General features: G+C 39.1%; 23 protein-coding genes. 16 read left to right on the top strand and 7 right to left on the bottom strand.

All coding sequences use genetic code 11. From position 1 onward, the window contains the following. Positions 1-327: 327 nt before the first annotated feature. Positions 328-648, bottom strand: a complete 321-nt coding sequence (locus RM529_RS01405) for a rhodanese-like domain-containing protein (protein ID WP_311482955.1) — start codon at positions 646-648, stop codon at positions 328-330. Positions 649-818: 170 nt separating this feature from the next. Here RM529_RS01405 and RM529_RS01400 point away from each other — a divergent pair, with 170 nt between their 5' ends. From RM529_RS01400 to RM529_RS01335, 14 genes are all read left to right on the top strand, one after another. Then, positions 819-1271, top strand: coding sequence for a MarR family winged helix-turn-helix transcriptional regulator (locus RM529_RS01400; protein WP_311482954.1), 453 nt, complete (start codon positions 819-821; stop codon positions 1269-1271). Positions 1272-1307: 36 nt separating this feature from the next. Continuing rightward, on the top strand, positions 1308-1940 hold the full coding sequence (locus RM529_RS01395) for an NAD(P)H-dependent oxidoreductase (protein ID WP_311482953.1): 633 nt from the start codon (positions 1308-1310) through the stop codon (positions 1938-1940). Between the two features lie 69 nt (positions 1941-2009). Next, positions 2010-2510 (top strand): YceI family protein, encoded by a 501-nt coding sequence (locus RM529_RS01390; RefSeq protein WP_311482952.1) that lies wholly within the window; start codon positions 2010-2012, stop codon positions 2508-2510. Between the two features lie 323 nt (positions 2511-2833). Beyond that, positions 2834-4228: an anthranilate synthase component I family protein gene (locus RM529_RS01385; RefSeq protein ID WP_311482951.1), complete on the top strand. Its 1395-nt coding sequence runs from the start codon at positions 2834-2836 to the stop codon at positions 4226-4228. 56 nt (positions 4229-4284) lie between these two features. Then, a complete protein-coding gene (locus RM529_RS01380) occupies positions 4285-4962 on the top strand; it encodes an anthranilate synthase component II (RefSeq protein ID WP_311482950.1) in 678 nt (225 codons plus the stop codon). 62 nt (positions 4963-5024) lie between these two features. Further along, a complete protein-coding gene (gene trpD, locus RM529_RS01375; protein WP_311482949.1) occupies positions 5025-6017 on the top strand; it encodes an anthranilate phosphoribosyltransferase in 993 nt (330 codons plus the stop codon). Positions 6018-6110: 93 nt separating this feature from the next. Next, on the top strand, positions 6111-6896 hold the full coding sequence (trpC, locus tag RM529_RS01370; RefSeq protein ID WP_311482948.1) for an indole-3-glycerol phosphate synthase TrpC: 786 nt from the start codon (positions 6111-6113) through the stop codon (positions 6894-6896). Between the two features lie 78 nt (positions 6897-6974). Next, on the top strand, positions 6975-7220 hold the full coding sequence (locus RM529_RS01365) for a DUF6364 family protein (protein ID WP_311482947.1): 246 nt from the start codon (positions 6975-6977) through the stop codon (positions 7218-7220). Beyond that, a complete protein-coding gene (locus tag RM529_RS01360) occupies positions 7217-7642 on the top strand; it encodes a type II toxin-antitoxin system VapC family toxin (protein ID WP_311482946.1) in 426 nt (141 codons plus the stop codon). Before RM529_RS01365 ends, RM529_RS01360 begins: the two co-directional genes overlap by 4 nt. A 41-nt stretch (positions 7643-7683) precedes the next feature. Continuing rightward, a complete protein-coding gene (locus RM529_RS01355; RefSeq protein ID WP_489752726.1) occupies positions 7684-8340 on the top strand; it encodes a phosphoribosylanthranilate isomerase in 657 nt (218 codons plus the stop codon). Positions 8341-8439: 99 nt separating this feature from the next. Beyond that, positions 8440-9621 (top strand): tryptophan synthase subunit beta, encoded by a 1182-nt coding sequence (gene trpB / locus RM529_RS01350; RefSeq protein ID WP_311482944.1) that lies wholly within the window; start codon positions 8440-8442, stop codon positions 9619-9621. Between the two features lie 52 nt (positions 9622-9673). Then, a complete protein-coding gene (gene trpA, locus RM529_RS01345; protein WP_311482943.1) occupies positions 9674-10441 on the top strand; it encodes a tryptophan synthase subunit alpha in 768 nt (255 codons plus the stop codon). Between the two features lie 77 nt (positions 10442-10518). Next, entirely contained in the window at positions 10519-10671 is a 153-nt protein-coding gene (locus tag RM529_RS01340) for a hypothetical protein (RefSeq protein WP_311482942.1), read from the top strand. Continuing rightward, the gene (locus RM529_RS01335; RefSeq protein WP_311482941.1) at positions 10671-10808 is read left to right on the top strand and encodes a 30S ribosomal protein THX; all 138 of its coding nucleotides are present in this window, start codon (positions 10671-10673) and stop codon (positions 10806-10808) included. Before RM529_RS01340 ends, RM529_RS01335 begins: the two co-directional genes overlap by 1 nt. Positions 10809-10810: 2 nt before the next feature. On the opposite strand, the gene RM529_RS01330 is transcribed toward RM529_RS01335, so the two are convergent. The 6 genes from RM529_RS01330 to RM529_RS01310 all read right to left on the bottom strand — a co-directional run bounded on the left by RM529_RS01330 (position 10811) and on the right by RM529_RS01310 (position 14733). Then, positions 10811-11470: a uracil-DNA glycosylase family protein gene (locus RM529_RS01330; protein ID WP_311482959.1), complete on the bottom strand. Its 660-nt coding sequence runs from the start codon at positions 11468-11470 to the stop codon at positions 10811-10813. Between the two features lie 181 nt (positions 11471-11651). Further along, positions 11652-12413 (bottom strand): peroxide stress protein YaaA, encoded by a 762-nt coding sequence (yaaA, locus tag RM529_RS01325; RefSeq protein WP_311482940.1) that lies wholly within the window; start codon positions 12411-12413, stop codon positions 11652-11654. Positions 12414-12548: 135 nt separating this feature from the next. After that, positions 12549-12740: a type II toxin-antitoxin system RelE/ParE family toxin gene (locus RM529_RS18105; protein ID WP_432264521.1), complete on the bottom strand. Its 192-nt coding sequence runs from the start codon at positions 12738-12740 to the stop codon at positions 12549-12551. Between the two features lie 25 nt (positions 12741-12765). After that, entirely contained in the window at positions 12766-13095 is a 330-nt protein-coding gene (locus RM529_RS01320; RefSeq protein WP_311482939.1) for a hypothetical protein, read from the bottom strand. Continuing rightward, the gene (locus RM529_RS01315; RefSeq protein ID WP_311482938.1) at positions 13064-14113 is read right to left on the bottom strand and encodes an RluA family pseudouridine synthase; all 1050 of its coding nucleotides are present in this window, start codon (positions 14111-14113) and stop codon (positions 13064-13066) included. Before RM529_RS01315 ends, RM529_RS01320 begins: the two co-directional genes overlap by 32 nt. Then, positions 14113-14733 (bottom strand): PASTA domain-containing protein, encoded by a 621-nt coding sequence (locus RM529_RS01310; RefSeq protein ID WP_311482937.1) that lies wholly within the window; start codon positions 14731-14733, stop codon positions 14113-14115. The genes RM529_RS01315 and RM529_RS01310 overlap by 1 nt, the downstream gene beginning before the upstream one ends. Before the next feature lie 99 nt (positions 14734-14832). Here RM529_RS01310 and RM529_RS01305 point away from each other — a divergent pair, with 99 nt between their 5' ends. Further along, complete coding sequence (locus tag RM529_RS01305) at positions 14833-15819, top strand: D-alanine--D-alanine ligase (RefSeq protein ID WP_311482958.1); 987 nt, start codon at positions 14833-14835, stop codon at positions 15817-15819. Between the two features lie 33 nt (positions 15820-15852). After that, on the top strand, positions 15853-16314 hold the full coding sequence (coaD, locus tag RM529_RS01300) for a pantetheine-phosphate adenylyltransferase (RefSeq protein ID WP_311482936.1): 462 nt from the start codon (positions 15853-15855) through the stop codon (positions 16312-16314). Positions 16315-16390 lie beyond the last annotated feature (76 nt).

Below are 16390 nucleotides of genomic sequence, written 5' to 3'. Positions count from 1 at the left end.
CCACCCATAGCATAATTTAATCCTCCTTTAATTCCGAAACTAAATTCCTGAGCCTGAGAAAAAGAAACACAGAAAAGACAAAGTATAACAGATAAAAAAAACTTGTTCATAAATGTAGGTTTAGAGTACTGACTTGGGCCGTAAATATATCAAATATTCAAAATAATAGGCAGCCTAAGTTTCTTTTTAACGACAAAAGAAACACAATAGTATTTTGCTATACCCTTTTTCTAATTTTCCAGGAAAGCTCATTCTTAAAATTAGAAGCAAGCTGGAAAATCCGACGGGTAAAAGAAATCCTCAAATAATCTCAGCAAAATTATCAGTTCAGGTATTATCTCCTTCTACTTCTCCTTGCCACTCCATAAAGCCACCTTGAAGATTGTAGGTGTTCTGAAATTCCTTTTGATCCAGGATAGAGCATGCTTGTGCACTTCGTTTTCCGGAACGGCAGTAGATGTAGTAATTTTTAGATTTGTCGAGTTTATCTATTTCGTCTATAAATCCCTGTCCTTTATATATATCTATTTTTTTTGCACCGGGAATAAAACCTTCCTCTATTTCTTCATCTGTTCTAACGTCCAAAATCACGGCGTTACTATCTTCTTTTAATTGATCTCTCCACTCTTCCTGTGAAAGCTCTTTCATACTTATCATTTTTTAATTTCAGGACTAAAAATAGTAAAAGATGCAAAGATTCAAGACCTTTTGCCTTGCAATTTTCTACATACCTAAACTATCAGAAAATTTTAACTTTTCATTATTAAATTCATATAAAGAGTGACTTATATTTGTGCATACAAATGTTGTTCAGACAAATGAAAATTGAAAAGATTTTAAAGACCGCAAAGCCATTACCAAAGAAGAAGAAATTGGTGATTAATATGATGCTGGCTACCACAAAAGCCAATAGCCTCATGGCCGATGCCTTGAAAGCCTTTGAAATTTCCACACAACAATTCAACGTCTTAAGGATCTTAAGGGGCCAACAGGGTAAACCTGCAAATTTGAACACCATTCAGGAAAGAATGGTTAATAAGATGAGCAACACCACGCGTTTGGTAGACAAATTACTTGAAAAGAAATTGGTTGATCGCTGCGTTTGTGAAGAGAACAGAAGAAAAGTGGAGATAGTAATCACCGGGAAGGGTTTGGATCTATTAAAAGAATTAGACCCTATTGTGGAAGAGGTCGAAAATGAGATTTCTAAAAATCTAAATCCCGAGGAGATCGAAAAACTTAATACTTTACTGGAGAAAATTAGAGAATAAAAAAAAATTAAGTTAACCATTGTATATACAACAGTTATGAGTACATATATTAAAGATCTGGAGTGGCGATATGCCACCAAAAAATTTGACAGCACTAAAAAAATCAATTCCGAAGATCTGGATAAATTATTAAAAAGTGTCCAACTTTCAGCTTCTTCATATGGAATGCAGCCCTATAAGATTCTGGTAATTGAGGATCCGGAGATCAAAGAAAAACTAAAACCAGCAGCCTGGGGACAACCGCAGATAACAGATTCCTCTCATCTCATCGTCTTTGCTAATTATAAGACCATCGACGAAAAGTATGTGGATTCCTATATAGAGAACATTTCTGAAATTCGAGGCATTGCCATAGAGAACCTTGCCGGTTTGAAGGATAAACTTATAGATAGCATTGTCAAACTTCCGGCTGAAGCCCAAAATACCTGGGCTCAAAAACAAGCTTATCTCGCTTTGGGCAATCTCCTTTCAGCAGCTGCAAGTTTTAAAATTGATACCTGCCCTATGGAAGGTTTTGACGCAGGAAAATTTGATGAAGTATTAGGACTTCAGGAAAAAGGTCTTACAACTTCAGTTATAGCTACCGCAGGTTACCGAAGCGAAGAAGATCCAGCTCAGGATGCCAAAAAAGTAAGGAAAAGTAAAGAACAACTTTTCGAACTTATCTAACCAATTTATACTGAACGAAAATTAAAAACCATTTTTAAACTGCACTATTTAATTAAATTATAAAGTAATATGAAAAAAGAAATCAAAACTCAGGAAAGTAACGTAATCTGGAAAGGTAAAAAATTAGCAGGTTCTCATTCGGGAACTATAGACCTTAAGGAAGGTTATCTCACTATGGAAAATAATGAACCGACAGGTGGCGAATTTGTTATGGATATGACTTCTATTAAAGTTACTGACCTTTCCGGAAAAACTAAACAACAATTGGAAGACCACTTAAAAAACGAAGACTTTTTTAGTGTAGACAAATATCCAACTGCTAAATTAGTAGTAAAAAATGTCGTTAAAAAAGATGACGGAACTTATGGTATCCTCGGTGATCTTTCCATAAAGGAAGACACTAACCCTGTAACTTTTGAACAGGAAATGAGCGACAACTCAGCTGCAGCAAAAGTTGTAATTGACAGGTCTAAGTTTAACGTACGCTACGGTTCCGGAAGTTTCTTTTCAAATCTTGGGGACAATACTATACATGATAATTTTGAATTGGACGTCAATCTTAAATTTTAAAAAAAGATTTTTCAACCGCGCAAACTTCAATTGCGCGGTTTCTTTTTTTCAGAAAGTAAAAAGAGAAAAATCTTTGTCAATTAAAATTTGATCTCTATATTTGAGGCAATGAAAACTTTTACAGTACATACTTGGTGGTGGAGTAACTTACGTCAAAACGTCGTGAAGTAACATTGCTAAGTATTAAACATATACAAAAGGCTTGTCTCACGACAAGCCTTTTTTTTTGAATTATTTCCTATGCTATTAGAATTGTGGATTTTGCGCAGAAATAATGAAATAATAAAAATTGCCGGATTTTCCGGAAATGCAAAAATTTATAAATGTACCAGTTAACTACAACCCATACAAAACTTCTTGCCGATACGATTACGCCTGTGAGCGTATATCTAAAGGTGCGGGATAAATACCCCAACAGCCTGCTGCTGGAAAGTAGCGATTACCACGCGAGCGACAACAGTTTCTCTTATATCTGCTGTAATCCTATCGCTTCCATTAAAATCCAGAATGAGAAGATAGAAGAGACGTTCCCTGATGGTAGCCGAAAATTGACAAATATCGACCAGGACGTAAATGTTCCGGAAAAAATTCAGCAATTTTCGCAACAGTTTAAAGCTGAAAATTCAGGGTTCAAATTTATCAATAATGGGCTTTTTGGGTATATCGCTTATGACGGAGTACGATATTTTGAAGATCTTGAAATTACCAAAAAGAAGGGAGACCTGGGATTGCCAGATATGTACTACGCGGTATACCAAAATATTATTGCCATCAATCATTTTAATAATGAAGCTTATATTTTTGACCATAGTTACAATACGGAAAGTAAAATTGAAGAAATAAAACAGCTTATAAAAGTTAGAAACTTCGCGACATATAATTTTACAAGGCAGCAGGAACCTGTCTCTAATTTAACCGACGAAGAGTTTATAGAAAATGTGAAGTTGGGCAAAAAGCACTGCTACCGTGGAGATGTTTTTCAGATTGTTCTTTCCAGGCGCTTTTCTCAAGCTTTTAAAGGAGACGAATTTAACGTCTACAGGGCGCTGCGCAGCGTAAATCCTTCTCCGTATTTGTTCTATTTTGACTATGGAGATTTTAAAATTTTTGGAAGTTCTCCCGAAGCTCAGCTGGTGGTAAAAGATGGCCAGGCAGAAATTCACCCCATTGCCGGAACATTTAAACGCACCGGAAATGATGAACAAGACGCCGAACTGGCAAAAAAGCTCGCTGCAGACGAGAAGGAAAATGCAGAACATGTAATGCTTGTGGACCTTGCCAGGAATGACCTCAGCAGGCACGGCAGCAATGTGAAAGTTGAAAATTACCGTCAGATCCAGTTTTTTTCTCATGTCATTCACCTGGTAAGCAAAGTCACCGGCACAAAACATAAAACCACTCCAACAATGCAGGTCGTTGCTGATACTTTTCCAGCCGGCACACTTAGTGGAGCTCCCAAGCACAGCGCCATGAAGCTTATCGAGAAGTACGAAAATGTAAACCGAGACGCTTACGGTGGCGCAATTGGATTTATGGATTTCGACGGGAATTTTAACCATGCCATTATCATCCGCTCCTTTGTGAGCAAAAATCATCAGTTACATTACCAGGCCGGTGCCGGCGTGGTTTCAGAATCTGTTGAAGAAAACGAATTACAGGAAGTGTACAATAAATTAGGAGCATTAACCAAAGCACTGGAAATAGCAGAAGATATCTAGGCCTCCCCAACCCCTCCAGAGGAGGGGCTTGAGAGAAGCTTATAAAAATTAGAAAAATGAGTGATAATTCAACTATAGAAAAAACTTCCCTTTCCCCTTTGGGGAGAGGGTCAGGGAGAGGGTCCAAAGTACTAGTCATAGATAATTACGACTCCTTCGTTTACAATCTTGTCCATTACCTGGAAGATCTGGATTGTGAAGTAACCGTAAAGAGAAACGATCAGTTAGAACTGGAAGATGTGGAAAAATTTAACAAAATTCTACTCTCCCCCGGTCCCGGCATCCCTTCAGAAGCAGGCCTTCTAAAGCCAATTATCGAAAAATACGGAGCTACAAAAAGTATACTCGGGGTTTGCCTCGGGCAACAGGCCATAGGCGAGGTTTTTGGCGGGAAACTGGGAAATCTGGATTCCGTTTACCACGGGGTTGCAACTAATATCAACCTTTGTGTAAAAGATGAACCTCTTTTTAAGGATTTACCTAACGGATTTATGGTGGGACGATACCATTCCTGGGTAGTACTAAAAGAATTGCCAGATTCTCTGGAGGCAACTTCTTATGATGAAAACGGACAAATAATGTCCCTTAGGCACCGGGAATTCGATGTGCGGGGCGTGCAGTTTCATCCGGAATCTGTCCTTACCCCCGAAGGAAAAAAAATGATTAAAAACTGGGTAGAAAGCCCTTCCTTTAGCCTGCTTAAAGGGCAGAAAGCAAAAGGTACAAATGCGTAAAACATTGTTTAACCTATAAATTGCCTCAAAAACCCTCCCTTTTTGGGAGACCGAGGAGGACTATGAAAGAATTACTCAACCGGCTTATCAATCACGAAACTATTTCTAAGGAAGAGGCCAAGCATGTGATTTTCAACATTTCTGATGGAGAATATAACAGCAATCAAATTGCGGCTTTTTTAACCGTTTATATGATGCGGAGTATTACCATAGAAGAGCTCGAGGGCTTTCGGGACGCACTTCTCGAACTTTGTATTGCTATAGATCTAAGCGACTATAACCCTGTTGACCTCTGCGGTACCGGTGGAGACGGTAAAAACACTTTTAATATTTCCACAACGGCGTCTTTTGTTACAGCCGGGGCAGGTGTTAACGTTGCCAAACATGGTAATTACGGTGTGTCCTCTGTGAGCGGAAGTTCCAACGTGATGGAGCACCTGGGAATAAAGTTCAGCAATGATCCAGATTTCCTGGAGCGTTGCATAGACAAAGCCGGAATATGTATTTTACATGCTCCCCTCTTTCATCCCGCAATGAAAAATGTGGCGCCAATCAGGAAATCACTGGCGGTAAAAACTTTTTTCAACATGCTGGGGCCAATGGTAAACCCTGCTTTTCCTCAAAATCAGCTGGTGGGAGTTTTTGATCTGGAACTGGCGAGGATGTATGGGTATTTATATCAAAACACAGACAAAAATTTCACTATTCTGCACGCTCTCGATGGTTACGACGAAATTTCGCTTACCGGAAAAACAAAGATTATTTCCAACCATTCAGAAGCTATGGTAGGGCCGGAAGATTTCGGAATTGAAACTTTAAATCCGGAGGAAATTGCCGGCGGCGGTTCCATAGAAAGTTCTGCTGAAATTTTTATCAATATTCTGAAGGGAAAAGGAACTGAGGCTCAAAATAACGTGGTGTGTGCAAATGCAGGGATGGCCATCGCCACCACCCAAAACATTTCACCACAGGAAGGATTTGCAAAAGCTAAAGAATCTTTGAATTCCGGCTACGGATTGCAGGCTTTAAAGCAGTTGCAGGAATTAAGTCGATAATTGCCATTTTTAAGGTGAGGTCAAAAAGGAGGAAAAAAAGCATTTTCACATTAAGCAGCCACGAACTGCTTCAGTAGAAAATAAAAGAAATCAATGAATATTTTAGATAAAATAATAGCAGATAAGCGCAAAGAAGTTGAATTGAAGAAGGCTGTAGTTCCGGTTTCACAGCTGGAAAATTCCGCTCTCTTTAAAAAGGAAACAATTTCTCTTGCTGAAGCTTTAAGGTCCAGTAAAAGCGGAATTATTGCTGAACATAAGCGTAGATCTCCTTCAAAATCTGTTATTAACCAGGATTTAAACGTTCAGGATGTGGCTACGGGTTATGAAAACGCCGGAGTTTCAGGAATGTCGGTGCTTACCGACGGAAAGTATTTCGGCGGATCGCTGGAAGATTTGCTTTATGCAAGAGCCAGTGTTAAAATGCCAATTTTGAGGAAAGAATTCATTATTGATGAATATCAGTTACTGGAAGCAAAAGCTTATGGTGCAGATGTGATTCTTCTGATTGCTGCCGTTCTGGAGAAGGCGCAAATAAAGCAATTATCGCAATTTGCTAAAGATTTGGGACTGGACGTATTACTTGAAGTTCATAATGAAGAAGAACTTCAAAAATCCATTATGCCATGTTTGGATATGCTTGGGGTAAACAACCGGAATTTAAAAACTTTTGAAGTAAGCACCGATATTAGCAAGGAACTTTCAGAAAAAATTCCGGATGACTTTGTAAAAGTTTCCGAAAGCGGAATAAGTTCTGTAGAAGCCATTAAAGATTTAAAGAAGTACGGCTACCAGGGTTTCCTAATTGGAGAAAATTTTATGAAAACTGACAATCCCGGTCAAAGCGCAGCAGACTTTATCGCACAATTAGATCGTTAACTTTCTTTTTTGGAAAACAGAAAATAAAAATTCGTAATTTACGTGATATATTTTTTATTTTGTACGTAAACTTAAGATATGGACACAAAATTGACTTTGAGCCTGAACAAGTCTGTAATAGAGAAGGCTAAGAAATATGCCAAATCGAAAAATATAAGCCTTTCAAAAATGATTGAATCTTATTTAGCTGCTGTCACTGAAAAGGAAGAAAAAGAGAAGCAAACTACACCGCTGGTGGAAAGTCTTATCGGAGTTATTAACCTGGAGGCAGATTTCGACTATAAAAAGGGCTATGGCGATTATTTAGTAAAAAAATACCAATGAGCAACTTATTTGTAGATACGAATATTGTAATTGATCTGCTGGCCAACCGTACCCCTTTTAGTGACTCGGCCGCCGCGCTTTTTTCACTGGCAGACCAGGGAAAGCTTAACCTGACTATTTCTTCCCTCACTTTTGCGAACACAAACTACATTTTGTCGAAATTAAAATCGCCCCAAGAGGCGCGGAGTGTACTTAGAAAGTTCAAGGTCTTAGTTGAATTACTGCCGTTGAACGATAAAATAACAGAGTTAGCATTAAACGATGAAGATTTTCAGGATTATGAGGACGCTTTACAGTATTACACTGCTCTGGAGTTTAGTCAAAGTATTATTATTTCCAGAAATCTAAAGGATTTTAAGAGTTCTAAAATACCTGTAATGACAGCTGATCAGTATTTAATACACAGAAAAAATAACCACTAAAAACTGGGAAATAAAAAATCATTCAAAGCGACACCTTAAAAATGGCAAATATCAGGCTTAAAATATGTGGAATGAAGCAACCTGAAAATGTCCGGGAAATTGTGATGCTTCAGCCGGACTATATGGGATTAATTTTTTACGAAAAATCACCCCGGTTTGTAGCTGCTCATATTCCTGAAGTTGCTTCGGAAGTAAAAAAAACCGGCGTTTTTGTAGATGCATCGCTGGATTTTATTCTGCAGAAGATAAAGCTGTATCAGTTAAAGGCGGTTCAGCTTCATGGTAAAGAAACTGCTGAATTTTGCAGGCAACTTCGGCAAAAAATTCAGGATGAAAAGGTTGAAATTATCAAGGTTTTTTCAGTAAAAGAAGAATTTAATTTCAACAGATTGGAAGAATATGAAGGTATTGTGGATTTCTTCCTTTTCGATACCAAAGGCAAAAATAAAGGCGGAAATGGGATTACCTTTAACTGGGAAGTATTAAAAGATTACCCCTCCTCTACTCCATTTTTCTTAAGCGGCGGAATTGGCCTTGAAGAAGCAGAAGCGGTGAAGGAACTCATGATTTGGTTTCAGAAAAACGGAAAAGAAAATCTGCTTTACGCAGTAGATGTCAACAGTAAGTTTGAGGATGAACCGGGATTGAAAAATGCAGAAAAGCTGCGGCAATTTCAGGAAAGGATTAGAAGAAGTTGACTTACAAAATTACACCTAAAGGTTTTATAAACCTTGCAGGAAAAAAATATTAGAAAACCTACAAGGTCTTGAAGACCTTGAAGGATAAAAAAATAGAAAATGACTTACCAGGCAAACGAAAAAGGATATTACGGCGAATTTGGAGGCGCGTATATTCCGGAGATGCTTTATCCAAACGTTGAGGCTTTGCGCTCGCAATATCTGGATATTATGAAGGAAGAATCTTTTCAGAAAGAATTTAAGGACTTGCTGAGAGATTACGTGGGACGCCCTACTCCGCTTTATTATGCAGAACGCTTCAGCAAAAAATATAACGCAAAAGTTTACCTAAAAAGGGAAGACCTTTGTCATACCGGTGCTCATAAAGTTAATAACACGGTAGGCCAGATCCTTATGGCGAAACGCCTGGGCAAGAACAGGATTATTGCGGAAACCGGTGCGGGGCAACACGGAGTTGCAACAGCGACGGTTTGTGCGCTTATGGGAATTGAATGTATTGTATATATGGGAGAGATAGACATCGAGCGACAGGCTCCAAACGTGGCCCGTATGAAAATGCTCGGTGCAAAAGTAGTTCCTGCCAAGTCCGGGAGCCGCACGCTTAAGGACGCCACTAACGAAGCCATAAGGGACTGGATCAACAATCCGGTTGACACTCATTATATAATAGGATCTGTCGTTGGCCCGCATCCATATCCAGATATGGTCGCCAGGTTTCAGGCAATTATTTCTGAAGAAATAAAAGTGCAGCTTCAGGAAAAAGAAGGCCGTGAGAATCCCGATTATGTAGTGGCTTGTGTAGGTGGCGGGAGTAATGCCGCCGGAGCTTATTTTCACTATATGGACAATCCTGAAGTGGGAATAATTGCGGTGGAAGCTGCCGGAAAAGGGATCCAAAGTGGCGAGAGTGCAGCTACCTCAGCTTTGGGTAAAGAAGGAATTATCCACGGAAGCAAAACCCTGCTTATGCAAACTGAAGATGGCCAAATCACCGAGCCTTATTCCATTTCTGCCGGACTGGATTATCCCGGAGTTGGACCTATGCACGCTAATTTATTTAGAAGTGGGCGTGGAGAATTCATTTCGGTTACCGATGAGGATGCCATGAAGGCCGGTTTACATCTTGCCAAACTGGAAGGAATTATTCCTGCTATCGAAACCTCCCACGCACTCGCAATTTTTGAAGACCGGAAGTTTAAAAAGGATGATATTGTAGTGGTTAATCTTTCGGGACGTGGTGATAAGGATCTTAATACATATATCGACTATTTTAATTTATAATGTCAAACCTGACAGGTGTCCAAAACCTGTCAGGTTTAGTTAAAACATAAAAATGAACCGAATTACCAAAAAACTGCAGGAAGACAAAAAACTGCTTTCCATATATTTTACCGCCGGCTATCCTGAACCTGAAGACACGGTACAGATCATTCAGGATCTTGAAAAAAGCGGGATCGATTTTATTGAAATTGGTCTTCCCTTTAGCGATCCCCTGGCCGATGGCCCAACAATTCAGGAGAGTTCTACTAAAGCCCTGAAGGCTGGAATGACTACAAACCGACTATTTCAGCAACTGGAAGGAATTCGGGATTCTGTGGAAATTCCGTTGATAATTATGGGATATTTTAATCCGATACTTCAGTTTGGCGTGGAGCGGTTTTGTCAAAAATGTGAAGAATCTGGTATCGACGGACTCATTATTCCCGATCTTCCGGTAGATGTTTATAATGAAGAGTACAGAGCGATATTTGAAGCTCACGGACTTCAGAATATCTTCCTTATCACTCCACAGACTTCCGAAGAAAGGATCAGGTTTATAGATTCGGTTTCTGACGGCTTCATTTATATGGTAAGTACTGCCAGTGTAACCGGTTCTACCAAAGGATTTAGCGAGGGAACAAAAGATTACTTTAAAAGAATTGACAGTATGAACCTGAAGAATCCACAGGTGGTAGGGTTTGGGATTGGTGATAATCAAACTTTTAAACAGGCGACTCACTACGCCAAAGGAGCAATTATTGGCAGCGCATTTATAAAATATATTAATAAGACCGGGACGGGAAAAATAGCGGAATTTGTTAAAGGAATCCGGAATGTTTAACCTAAGTCTAACAAGGTTTTAATATAAACTTCTCTTGTCTTATCGTATCTTAATTCAGAATTAAAAAAAGGAAAATTATGGGACGTATAGATGAAAGTAGAAATAAGAGGAAAGAAAAGCAACGCAGCGACAACGATCCATTAAGCGGAGAAATTGGAAATCGCGATATAGAAACTAACGATTTCGATATTGATGATAAAACCATTAAAGATCAGCAAAACAAAAAGTAATGGGTAGAGGTGATAAAAAAACCAAGCGCGGAAAAATTGCTATAGGCACTTATGGTAAACTAAGACCTAAACGTAAAAAATTTAAGGTAAAACCAACCACCATGGCCGATACACAAAAGAAAAATTTGGAGCAATAGTTTTAAAAATGCTCTTTATACTGAAGAACCCTGAAATCAATCGTATTGAATTCAGGGTTCTTCTTTTTAAGATGTTTATATAGTTCCATACTCCCAATGGCACGATTGGCAGAGCCCGAAGGCGCTGTTAACGAAACAGTTTTAATCAGCCTGCCGTCCAGCACGAACTGGTGAATTTTTGGAACATCATTGGAGATTACTTTTAGCCGGATGTCACTCTCAATTTCCCGTAAATGTCTCCTGAAGAAAAATTCTGGCCCGTTTTTGCTGTTTCCGCCGGTAAACAACAGGGTGTCTATTTTGGGATAATCCTGAAGAATTTGAACCATATTCCGGAGTTCCACCTGCTGCATTCCGAGATCTGAAGCATCGATTTTGTCCCTGCGGCTGCTTTCCACCATATCACAAATCCCGATTCCGCGAGATTTCAACCACTCCTTTCGATGCTTCACAGCTTCTTCAGTGGTTTCAAAGCGAAGCCCGATGTCAAAGATTTTATCCAGCACCCTCCAGAGGAGTCCGTCCCGACTTCCGTAACAAAAATCAACATCGCCTTCTTTTAACTGGCGCTTTGTAAAGCGTGGCGGTGGCAATGTCCCGACAATTAGCTTGGTGGCAGTTTCAGGAATAAATGGACGATATGGATGCGTGTGGTGGAAGATTTTTTCTGTTGTCTGTTGTCTGTTGTCTGTTGTCTGTTGTCTGTTGTCTGTTGTCTGTTGTCTGTTGTCTGTTGTCAAAAATAAAATAGTAGCCTCAAAATGGCAATTTTCGACGTATATCTTTAAACAATCTTTGTTCTTGCGGCGAAGCGGTCTTTATTCTTGTTTCTGTTCCGCGTCTCTACCGAATAAAAACCGGCTCATTTTCTTTTTCAGTATGTTCATCGCTATAGCGATAATTGTCATAATCGTAACCCCTTATATCCTCCAGCGATTGTGCGTCTTTATCAATTATATAGCGCACCATAGAGCCACGAGCCTTCTTTGCATAAAAACTGATAATCTTGAGTTTTCCGTTTTTAAAGTCTTTAAATACCGGAGAAATAACCGGAACTTTTAGAGCCTTCGAATCCACAGCCTTAAAATATTCATTACTGGCAAGATTGATAAAAAGTTCTTCATCCTTCAATTCTTCATTAAGCGCCTGAGTCACTCTTTTCTGCCAGACTTCGTATAAGTTCTTTTTCCTTTCAATTCCCATAGAAGTACCCATTTCCAGCCGGTAAGGCTGCATGAGGTCGAGTGGCCTTAAAATTCCGTACAGGCCGGATAATATCCTCAATGTATCCTGCAGCCGGTCGATTTTCTCTGTCGGAATTGTATAAGCGTCGAGTCCGGTATAAACATCTCCGGCAAAAGCATAAGCTGCAGCCCTGGAATTTTTCTTATTATGATCTTCTTGAAATTCCTGATAGCGCGTATAATTAAGATCGGCCAGCTTATCACTAATTCCCATTAAATCGGAAATTTCAGCTTTTGTCATTCTCGCCAGTTTGCGATTCAATTTTGCGGTTGTTTCGAGAAACTGCGGCTGTGTAGCACGGGTAGTTGGTAATTTTGATTCATAATCCAGGCTTTTCGCCGGAGAAACAACAATTTTCATAGTCTGAGGATTTGCTCTCAAAGATAAGTTTAATGATCTTAAATGAAAAAAGACGGATTATTACTTCTTTATTGAATAATAGAGAAGGTTTATTTCATTTAAATAATGCGTATTTGGTAAAACCGAAAACTTCGATTAATTGCCACTCATTATTATTCTAAAAGTAATGCAGTAGCCTTTAAAAGTCAGATCACGAATTTCCTCATTATCAAAATAAATAGATTTTCTGAATGAATAGGGGTTAGAAGAAATTTTTTTTATTTCTAATAGAAGGGCATTTTTAAACTTTCGGGCAGCTAAAGGTTTATCCTTTGCAATGTATCGCATCTGCTTTTCAAGTTTAGATCTAAATTTACTTGATAGTTTTATCTTCATATTGAGAAAGAATCCTATCGAGTTCAATATCTACTTCATCTAAATCGCATAATTCTGAAGTTCCATTTCCAACAGCCTCCAATTCCTGATGCAAATCTTCTTTCTGTTGCTCAAAAACATTGTCTGAAATTATCTCAATTTCATTTTGATCAATGTTCTCAAGTAAGCTTAACAGATAATCATAAGCCTTTTGCTTTTGACTTTCAATAGAATATTTTCCATGGTGATGTGATATGCTACTAAAGATAATTAAATAAAAAGCAAAGTTTAATATTTTAATCCAGAATTTCCTTCTGATTCTTGGCATAATTCTCCCACTTCGCAATACAGTCCTGCATATCCTGCGGAATTTCAGTATTAAAACTCATCCATTTTTGGGTTTGTGGATGAACAAAGCCGAGAGTTTTTGCATGCAGTGCCTGCCTGGGCAATACCTTAAAACAGTTTTCCACAAACTGTTTGTACTTGGTAAAAGTCGTCCCTTTTAAAATCCTGTCTCCCCCATATCGTTCGTCATTAAACAGGGTATGACCAATATATTTCATGTGCACGCGAATCTGGTGCGTCCTTCCTGTTTCCAGTTTACAGGAAATCAGCGTTACATAACCAAATCGCTCCAGCACCTTAAAGTGGGTTACCGCGGGTTTGCCTTTTTCAGCGTCTTCTCCTTCATAAACGGTATTTTGAAGTCGGTTTTTCGGGTGCCTCCCAATGTTTCCTTCTACAGTTCCTTCGTCTTCTTCTACATTTCCCCAAACAATCGCTACATATTCCCTCTCGCTGCTTTTATCAAAAAACTGTTTGGATAAATGCGTCATTGCCTGTTCTGTCTTGGCCACGACTAAAAGTCCGCTGGTGTCTTTATCTATTCTATGTACCAATCCCGGGCGGTCACTGCTGTTATTTGGCAAATTTTCGAAGTGGTAAACCAGCGCATTAATCAGAGTTCCGCTGTAATTTCCGTGACCGGGATGTACCACCATTCCCGCCGGTTTATTTACCACCAGCAATGTATCGTCTTCAAAAACCACATCCAGCGGAATATCTTCAGGGGTAAGTAAGAACTCATACGGAGGATGTTCGAACATCACCTGCACCACATCTCCCGCTTTCACTTTATAATTGGATTTTACGGCAACTTCATTTACATAGATATTTCCGCTCTTTGCCGCCTTCTGAATTTTATTACGCGTGGCTTTTTCAATGTAATTCATCAAATATTTATCCACCCGCAACGGATTTTGTCCTTTTTCGGCTACAAACTTATGATGCTCATAAAGTTCATCATCCTGCTCTTCAATATCGTTACTTTCTTCCTCTTTCATTAAAATTCAATTTCTTCTTCTACACCTGCTTCGGTTTCTTCCTCTTCTTCGCCTTCCTGCCGGTACCTACCAGAGCCGTCGCCTAACACCAAATCGATAATTGACGTTTTCATGAGCTCATCTCCGGGCTCCACCAATTCTCCCTCATGGCGCATTTCCAGGACCGCATCTTCAGCAATGTCAGGCTTATAAGTAACATCTCCAATTTCAAATCCCAGTGAGCGCAAAGTCGGCTCAACCTGCCTTCTTGTTTTTCTGATTAAGTCGTTTGGAATCGTTACTTTTCTATATCCCGAAGGGTTCAGCGTTAAATAGATCTTTCGGTTCTCTTTTACAAATTTCCCAGGCTCCGGAACTTGTTCTATTACAGAATAACGTGGAAAATCCGGATTAAAATTTGCAGAATCCAGGATTTCAAACCTGAGATCCAGCTCATTAAGTCTTTCATCCACATTATCTAAAGACATCCTGGCAAGATCGGGTACTTTTATACGTTGATCCTGGTTGGTAGAATATTCCAGCCATTGTAAAGCCAGAAATGCAATCACCACTATGGCTATTGCGGCCAAAACTAATTGAATTAAAAAAGTTTTGCTGAAGATAAATCTGAATATTCCCATAAATCGGTTTAAAAAACAAAGATATAAAACCCCACGGTTTTGGATGCACCCGTTATTAGTGATATTTTTGATAACGATTTTATTACCGACATATTGAACATGAAGAAAAAAATTGCCATCGCCATGGGCGGCTATTCCAGTGAATACCGCATTTCTATTAATAGTGGGAACATGGTCTACAAACATCTGGACCGTGAACTTTACGAACCTTACCGGGTCCACATCCTAAAGGGCGAATGGTTTGTGGTAGCAGATGATGATACGCCTTACCCTATCAATAAAAGCAATTTTACGGTGAGGATTCAGGGTGAAGTAATTTCTTTTGATTGTGTTTTTAACACGATTCACGGTACGCCGGGCGAAAACGGACTTTTACAAGCATACCTGGAATTGGTGGGAATTCCGCAGACTTCCTGCGATTACTACCAGGCGGCGCTTACTTTCAACAAACGGGATTTAATCAGTGTTTTAAAACCCTACGGAATTAAAGCCGCCACCAATTTTTTTCTGAATAAAGAAGACGTTATTAATCCGCACGAAATTGTGGAAAAAGTCGGCCTGCCTTGTTTTGTAAAAGCGAATCGTGCCGGGAGTAGCTTCGGAATCACAAAAGTGAAATTAAAAGAAGAACTTATACCTGCCGCAAAAACTGCATTTAAGGAAGATAATGAAGCTATAATTGAATCGTTTTTAGATGGAACCGAAGTTTCTGTAGGCGTTGTAACCTACAAAGGAGAAGTTATAGCGCTACCGGTAACAGAAATTATTTCAGAAAACGAATTCTTTGATTATGAAGCGAAGTATCTGGGAAAGTCGCAGGAGATTACGCCTGCCAGAATTTCTAAAGAGCAAACAAAAAATGTCCAGGAAATAGCTATTCTCATCTATAAAAAATTAAAAATGAGAGGCCTTACCAGATCAGAATTTATTTTTCATAATGGTGAACCGCATTTTATTGAGATGAACACGACACCCGGACTAAGTAAGGCCAGTATTTTGCCACAGCAGGCAGAAAAAGCGGGAATAAACTTAAAGGATCTTTACGGAAGTGCCATTGAAGCCGCACTGCAACAGGATAAATTCTAAAGTTGTAAATTGGTTCACAGTACAAAATAAATTATGAGAAAAGCAGTTTTTCCAGGATCGTTCGATCCTCTTACTTTAGGACATACCGATATTATTGAACGGGGCCTGCCGCTTTTTGATGAGATTATACTCGCTATAGGCACAAATTCTGATAAAAAATATATGTTTTCCCTTGAAGAAAGGCTGCATTTTATTGAAGAAACCTACAAAAATGAAGAGAAGGTTAAAGTAATGACCTACAAAGGCCTCACCGTCGATTTTTGTAAGAGTGAAGGTGCGCAGTTTCTCCTGCGCGGACTGCGGAATGCTGCCGACCTTGAATTTGAAAAGGCGATTGGGCAGACCAATTTTAAGATGTCGGGTATCGAAACCGTCTTTTTTATAACCTCCTCCGGAAAAAGTCATATTTCCTCTACAGTGGTGCGCGACGTAATTCGGCATGGCGGGAATTATGAATTTATGGTACCTGATGTGGTAAGAAAAAATAGTATTTAAAAAAGACCTCACAGGTTTTTAAAACCTGTAAGGTCTATGACTAAAAATGCCAATTATCGACTTAAAAGCTATTTTA

Source organism: Autumnicola edwardsiae, from assembly GCF_031846505.1.
Classification (GTDB): domain Bacteria; phylum Bacteroidota; class Bacteroidia; order Flavobacteriales; family Flavobacteriaceae; genus Autumnicola; species Autumnicola edwardsiae.
This window is presented reverse-complemented; position numbering and strand designations above follow the sequence as displayed.

Excerpts from the sequence above, each read along its gene's own strand:
- RM529_RS01355 (WP_489752726.1), top strand. The coding sequence starts at position 7,684 with ATGGCAAATATCAGGCTTAAAATATGTGGAATGAAGCAACCTGAAAAT.
- trpD (WP_311482949.1), top strand. The coding sequence starts at position 5,025 with ATGAAAGAATTACTCAACCGGCTTATCAATCACGAAACTATTTCTAAG.
- RM529_RS01400 (WP_311482954.1), top strand. The coding sequence starts at position 819 with ATGAAAATTGAAAAGATTTTAAAGACCGCAAAGCCATTACCAAAGAAG.
- trpA (WP_311482943.1), top strand. The coding sequence starts at position 9,674 with ATGAACCGAATTACCAAAAAACTGCAGGAAGACAAAAAACTGCTTTCC.
- trpB (WP_311482944.1), top strand. The coding sequence starts at position 8,440 with ATGACTTACCAGGCAAACGAAAAAGGATATTACGGCGAATTTGGAGGC.
- RM529_RS01360 (WP_311482946.1), top strand. The coding sequence starts at position 7,217 with ATGAGCAACTTATTTGTAGATACGAATATTGTAATTGATCTGCTGGCC.
- RM529_RS01365 (WP_311482947.1), top strand. The coding sequence starts at position 6,975 with ATGGACACAAAATTGACTTTGAGCCTGAACAAGTCTGTAATAGAGAAG.
- RM529_RS01340 (WP_311482942.1), top strand. The coding sequence starts at position 10,519 with ATGGGACGTATAGATGAAAGTAGAAATAAGAGGAAAGAAAAGCAACGC.
- RM529_RS18105 (WP_432264521.1), bottom strand. The coding sequence starts at position 12,740 with ATGCGATACATTGCAAAGGATAAACCTTTAGCTGCCCGAAAGTTTAAA.
- RM529_RS01380 (WP_311482950.1), top strand. The coding sequence starts at position 4,285 with ATGAGTGATAATTCAACTATAGAAAAAACTTCCCTTTCCCCTTTGGGG.
- trpC (WP_311482948.1), top strand. The coding sequence starts at position 6,111 with ATGAATATTTTAGATAAAATAATAGCAGATAAGCGCAAAGAAGTTGAA.
- RM529_RS01395 (WP_311482953.1), top strand. The coding sequence starts at position 1,308 with ATGAGTACATATATTAAAGATCTGGAGTGGCGATATGCCACCAAAAAA.
- RM529_RS01385 (WP_311482951.1), top strand. The coding sequence starts at position 2,834 with ATGTACCAGTTAACTACAACCCATACAAAACTTCTTGCCGATACGATT.
- RM529_RS01315 (WP_311482938.1), bottom strand. The coding sequence starts at position 14,113 with ATGAAAGAGGAAGAAAGTAACGATATTGAAGAGCAGGATGATGAACTT.
- RM529_RS01405 (WP_311482955.1), bottom strand. The coding sequence starts at position 648 with ATGAAAGAGCTTTCACAGGAAGAGTGGAGAGATCAATTAAAAGAAGAT.
- coaD (WP_311482936.1), top strand. The coding sequence starts at position 15,853 with ATGAGAAAAGCAGTTTTTCCAGGATCGTTCGATCCTCTTACTTTAGGA.
- RM529_RS01320 (WP_311482939.1), bottom strand. The coding sequence starts at position 13,095 with ATGCCAAGAATCAGAAGGAAATTCTGGATTAAAATATTAAACTTTGCT.
- yaaA (WP_311482940.1), bottom strand. The coding sequence starts at position 12,413 with ATGAAAATTGTTGTTTCTCCGGCGAAAAGCCTGGATTATGAATCAAAA.
- RM529_RS01390 (WP_311482952.1), top strand. The coding sequence starts at position 2,010 with ATGAAAAAAGAAATCAAAACTCAGGAAAGTAACGTAATCTGGAAAGGT.
- RM529_RS01310 (WP_311482937.1), bottom strand. The coding sequence starts at position 14,733 with ATGGGAATATTCAGATTTATCTTCAGCAAAACTTTTTTAATTCAATTA.
- RM529_RS01335 (WP_311482941.1), top strand. The coding sequence starts at position 10,671 with ATGGGTAGAGGTGATAAAAAAACCAAGCGCGGAAAAATTGCTATAGGC.
- RM529_RS01305 (WP_311482958.1), top strand. The coding sequence starts at position 14,833 with ATGAAGAAAAAAATTGCCATCGCCATGGGCGGCTATTCCAGTGAATAC.